5 protein-coding genes are annotated in these 5470 nt (G+C 42.6%); 4 read left to right on the top strand and 1 reads right to left on the bottom strand.

Translation table 11 applies throughout. From position 1 onward, the window contains the following. Positions 1 to 643 precede the first annotated feature (643 nt). The 4 genes from ABZA00_RS16125 (at position 644) to ABZA00_RS16110 (ending at position 4180) form a co-directional block, all read left to right on the top strand. Positions 644 to 1123 carry a hypothetical protein gene (locus tag ABZA00_RS16125; RefSeq protein WP_372883173.1) on the top strand — a complete coding sequence of 160 codons (480 nt, stop codon included), beginning with the start codon at positions 644 to 646 and terminating at the stop codon, positions 1121 to 1123. 2 nt (positions 1124 to 1125) lie between these two features. After that, positions 1126 to 2052 (top strand): tripartite tricarboxylate transporter substrate binding protein, encoded by a 927-nt coding sequence (locus tag ABZA00_RS16120; protein ID WP_372883172.1) that lies wholly within the window; start codon positions 1126 to 1128, stop codon positions 2050 to 2052. Positions 2053 to 2188: 136 nt separating this feature from the next. Then, positions 2189 to 2653 (top strand): tripartite tricarboxylate transporter TctB family protein, encoded by a 465-nt coding sequence (locus ABZA00_RS16115; RefSeq protein ID WP_372883171.1) that lies wholly within the window; start codon positions 2189 to 2191, stop codon positions 2651 to 2653. Between the two features lie 9 nt (positions 2654 to 2662). Next, positions 2663 to 4180, top strand: coding sequence for a tripartite tricarboxylate transporter permease (locus tag ABZA00_RS16110; protein ID WP_372883170.1), 1518 nt, complete (start codon positions 2663 to 2665; stop codon positions 4178 to 4180). Positions 4181 to 4360: 180 nt separating this feature from the next. Here ABZA00_RS16110 and ABZA00_RS16105 read toward each other — a convergent pair whose 3' ends face one another. Beyond that, positions 4361 to 5080 carry a FadR/GntR family transcriptional regulator gene (locus ABZA00_RS16105; protein WP_372883169.1) on the bottom strand — a complete coding sequence of 240 codons (720 nt, stop codon included), beginning with the start codon at positions 5078 to 5080 and terminating at the stop codon, positions 4361 to 4363. Between the last annotated feature and the right edge of the window lie 390 nt (positions 5081 to 5470).

The raw sequence follows: 5470 nt of genomic DNA, 5'->3' as shown, positions 1-5470 counted from the left end.
CGCTGCCCGAAGGGTTCGGCTAAAAGCGTTTTACTCTTTGTTGCGAGGTATTTACTTAGAATGACTAAGCTACACACCTCGCGTCGCGATTAAAACGCTTTTATCTCGAACAAAAATTAACCGCGAAAGATCAACAGACCCTAGCAATAGCCGCCATTGATAGATAATTTAATGCGGAAATACGCGGAAATAGCAGTATTGTATCGATTTGCTTATCCGGAGCTGAGGTTAAATAGGGGATTAGGACCTGTTTATCTTTTGTGGTTAATTGCAATGTTCCTGCTGAACTATTTTACACATGCCGAATTACTTAACGCCTCTTGTATTAAGTAAAAATGATCGGCAGTTTAGCTCTGGGTCAGACGTTACAGCTATATATTGATCACGAGAACAGCTGCGAATATTCTTAAAGCTTAACTTTAAGTATTACAAATAAAATTAAACTTATCTCCTGGTTTTTTATTTTCAATAATAAATCATATAAAACCGCTCATAAGCACATTAAAAAGAGCCGGTTTCTGATCCAAATCACATTGTTGAAACAACTTATGTGATCCCAGCCAGATTACACCCCGTCTAACATTGCGATAATATTATCATACAATAACCTTTGCGGCAGAAATTAATCCATACAGGAGTAATAATGAAAAACCTTACTGACATTGCTAAGGATGCCGTCGAGTTAATGATGCCTTCAATCGATAACTTGTTCGAGCGCACCAATCGCAAAGAACTGCACATTGTCATCATGAACCCGCAATTGAAACCGTGGGAAGCGTCATTTGATGAGGCTATTTTATACGAAACCTCACTTGGCACGCCGGAATCGTGGACGATTCCATTTGCTCAGTTTGCACGAAAAAAAGCGCAACAGGCATGGCGCGAATCAACCAGCAATATTCAATTACAAAACCAGCATCCCGCGTCTTTGCGCGAAGATGATCTTCTTTTTTACGGATCATTCGTATACGGAAATATTGTCGTTGCCTGCAGCGGTGTTGAACAATGGTATGACATGCTGATCAGCAGCTGGATTGCACTTGCCATTGAGCAACTCACTATCCACGAGTACCAGAAAATAAAGCTTGAAAACCCGACACAAACATACAGAAAGAGGTCTTAATAATGAATAAAATACTTAAATCGATTCTGCTTGCGACTGGCATTTTAGTTTCAGCAACTTCAATGGCTGCTGACTACCCGTCTAAAAATATTCGCCTGATTGTTCCTTTTGGTGCAGGCGGCGGTACTGATGCCGTTGGACGCACATTAGCCAATAGTGCAAAAGATGTGCTGGGGCAAAATATTTCGGTTATGAACCGCACCGGTGGTGCAGGTGCGGTAGGAATGAGTTTTGGCGCTCAACAACGTGCGGATGGCTATACATTAACAGTGGTAACCCGTGAAATCGCCTCATTACCGCAAATGGGACTGATGCAGCACAGCGCCGATGATTTCAAATTGATTCGCCTGGTAAACCTGGATCCTGCTGTGGTACTGGTTGCAGCAGATAGCCCTTACAATACTATTAATGATCTTATTAAAGAAGCAAAAGAAAACCCGGGTAAGGTTAAATTTGCCTCGACAGCTGCACCTAATTTTTATCTTATGACTTTAGAAAAAGATCAGGATATAAAACTTAATGCTATCCCTTATAACGGTGCGTCTGAAGCAATTCCTTCCGTACTGGGTCACCATACTGACGTTACTATGGTGACCCCGGGCGAAGCAATTGCCCAGCTTCGGTCAGGTCAGCTGAAAGCCATTGGTGTCATGTCAAAAGAGCGTATTCAATACATTCCTGATGTTCCGACATTAAAAGAGCAGGGTGTTGATGTTGCTACCGGTACATGGCGTGGTATAGGCGCACCGAAAGACACGCCAGATGAAGTTATTGAAGTGTTGGGCAAAGCGTTTGATCAGGCGATGGCATCGGATGAATTTAAATCGTTCATGGAAAAAGGTGCGATGACGATTCATAACATGGACGCAAAAGCATTTACTGAGTTTGTTGCAGAAGATAGCAAAGCACTTGGTAGGTTAATCCACTAGTTTTCGATATTTGTCTCATAACCAGCAGTAACCTTTGTTGTGATAGCAGAGGTTACTCCCCATCACAGATATAGCTTGGGATTTCCTATGCAGCCTGTTATTAAAAATACGACCAAATTTCGTAAGGATAGATTCTATGTTTAATAGAAATGTCATTTTCCCGTCTATTATCATTGTATTCAGTGCGTTAGCCTTTGCAGTGATCACTCAGTTTGACAAACCTATGTATCAGGATGCGAGTGTGGACGCAAAATTTTTTCCGATGGTTATCGTTATAGTGCAAATAGTAATTTGTATCATTCTCCTGATGCAGCATAAATATAAACAGTCCCATATTGATGAAAATTCACCAGTTCCTAAAGATGAGCCATTAGTCTCTAAAATGTCTTTATTTGGTGTGGCGTTTCTGCTTGGTTACGCCCTGTTAATCAGCGTGATTGGCTATTTATATGCGAGCCTTGCCGCTTTTATTTTCTATTTACTGTATTTCAAAATTAAAAAGCCACTTTATTACATCGTCGCGATCGTCTTTGTACTCGCTGTGTATTACCTGTTTGGGGAAGTGTTTTACATCTCTTTACCCGAAGGGCTATGGTCATAGGAGCCTGTTATGTTTGAATATTTATTTGATGGCCTCGCGACGGCAATGAGCCTTAGTGTGTTACCAGTTCTCTTTTTTGGTGTCTTAGGCGGGATCATTCTTGGGGCATTACCCGGTTTAACAGCCACAATGGGTGTGGCGATATTGCTGCCCTTTACGTTTGGTATGGAGGCAACACCTGCATTAGTGATGTTGATTGGTGTTTATATCGGCGGTATCTACGGTGGTTCCATCGCAGCCATATTATTAAAAACGCCCGGAACACCAGCCTCTGCGGCAACGGTATTAGATGGCCATGCAATGGCCATAAAGGGGCAGGCGGCACGGGCGTTAAGCATTGCGGCCGTTGCGTCCTTTGTTGGCGGACTCATTAGTACCATAGTACTGATTGCAATTGCACCTAAACTCGCCGCATTTGCGTTGCGTTTTAATGCCCCTGAATATTTTGCATTAGCTCTGTTTGGTTTGACTATTATTGCCAGTGTGTCTGCGAAAAATATATTGAAAGGTTTACTGGCAGGTAGCATCGGACTTCTGGTGTGTACTGTGGGGTTAGATCCAATCAGCAGTGTTCCCCGGTTTACCTTTGGTGTTATGGATCTCTATAGCGGCATTAATGTTATCCCTGTTTTAATTGGACTTTTCGCACTCTCTGAAGGGCTGAATCAATTAGAAAAAATATTATCGGAAAAGGTAGTTGTACCACCCAAATTTGACCGCAAATTATTGAGCAAAACCGATTTAAAAGAGATGCTACCCACCGCTGTCAAAAGTGGCCTGATGGGAACAACAATCGGTTCGATACCGGGTGCAGGTGCGGATATATCGGCATTTGTCTGTTACAACGAAGCTAAGCGCTCCGCCAAAAAACCAGAGGAGTTTGGTAACGGCTCTGTACATGGTCTGGCCGCCGCAGAGGCCGGTAACAACGGTGTCACGGGCGGGTCTCTGGTACCGCTTCTTACCCTTGGTGTGCCCGGGGATGCGGTATCCGCAGTTTTGCTTGGTGCATTGATTGTTCAGGGCTTAACGCCGGGTCCATTGCTGTTTTCACAAAACCCGGAAGTAGTTTATGGTGTCTTTAGTTCAATGCTGGTGGCGAATCTGGTTATGCTGGTGATCGGTTTAGTGGGGATCAGATTCTTTTGCCGAATCATTGAAGTGCCAAAAATAATTATGATTCCAATGATCATTTTCTTATCTATAATTGGCGCTTATGCCATTAACAACTCAATGTTCGATGTTGGTATTGCCATCACCTTTGGCTTGATGGGGTTTGTGTTTAATAAGCTGGAAATTCCATCATCTCCTATCCTGCTGGCAATTATTTTAGGCCCGATGGCTGAAACCAACTTAAGAAAATCCCTGCTTATGTATGAAGGAAGCTGGTCATTTTTATATGAGAGACCTATTGCACTTGCCTTTATTTTACTGGCAATCTTTTCAGTCTACTCAACGATGAAGATGAAAAAGAAGCAGGCGCAGCAGGAGAAGGAAGTAGCAGAAAAAGCGGCACAGTCTAGTTAAGACTGTAGCTATCCTTGTCATGTACAATTTATCCTACTGACAGCCAGATGATAGAAAATGCTCAAACTCATTTGAGCATTTTTTTGCCTTTCAGCCTTTCCGTTCGAATACTTTAATAAATAAAAAAGCATGCTCGGAGCATGCTTGTTAAAATATTTTCGCTGTTACTTTTTGAGGTAGTTAACTTGCGACTGGTAACCTGTGCTTAGCTTCCTGAAGATGGTTTGCAGAGGCTTGACGCGCTTTATCACTATTACCCGCCATGATTGCTTCATAAATTTGGCGATGCTCTTCAATACAGGTACTACCTTCTTCAGAAGAGTGGACAATGAAGTTAACAAACATGGTGGTAAGAATATTGCCAAAGGGCAGATAAAAATCATTACCCGTTGCGTTGAAAATAAGGCTATGAAATTTCGTATCTATCTCTGTCCAGCGTTTTTGATTAAACTCTTTTTCACTTGCTATTCCTACCATTTGCTGAAATATTTCAGACAGTTCGATGCGCTGTTCAGCAGAAGCAAATTTAGCTGCCAGGGCACAGGCTTCTGGTTCGATTGCACGGCGTAGACCTAAAAATTGAGAGCAGAAGTGATCAAGGTCGGTGAGCCCGTCCATCCACCCAATCAGCTGAGAATCAAGAAAGTTCCAATAGGCGCGGTCAACAACGCGCGTGCCGATTTTTGGACGTGATTCAAGCAAACCTTTGGAAGTCAGAAGCTTTACCGCCTCGCGTAGTGCTGTTCTGCTGACCCCAAATTGTTCACAAAGAGCCATCTCACCTGGAATAATAGAACCCTGCGGTAATTTTCCGGACAAGATGCTACGGGCGATTTCGCGTGCTACCTGCACATGCAGGCTACGTTTAGAACCAGATATATAGTTAAAAGTGCTGGACATAAGTTTGCTTATTAAAGTGTGTTTTATGTATTATTTAAGCCCCACTATAACACTATCGTCACCCTATGCAACTAGCACGTATCAAAATCGTGCGATTGGTGAAGATGCTCAGCAAGGTTGTTTAGATACGGAGATTCTTATAAGTGATGTCAATAGTGATTAACACGCTGATCATTTATACCCATGATACTTCAAGATGCAAAGTCAGCAAGGCAAATTATGCCGAGATGCCAGGCATAAAATTGAAGTATAGTTATTCTACAGAGAAATTTTATAACAAAGCAGATTGGTGCAATTAACCTTGACCTACGGGGCGCTAGCTCGAAAACCAGTGCTGCGTTGCACCAATCGAAAAGGGAATAACCATTACCTCATGTTGCGTCTTGCTCT

This window comes from Psychromonas sp. (genome assembly GCF_041586535.1).
Lineage (GTDB): Bacteria > Pseudomonadota > Gammaproteobacteria > Enterobacterales > Psychromonadaceae > Psychromonas.
This window is presented reverse-complemented; position numbering and strand designations above follow the sequence as displayed.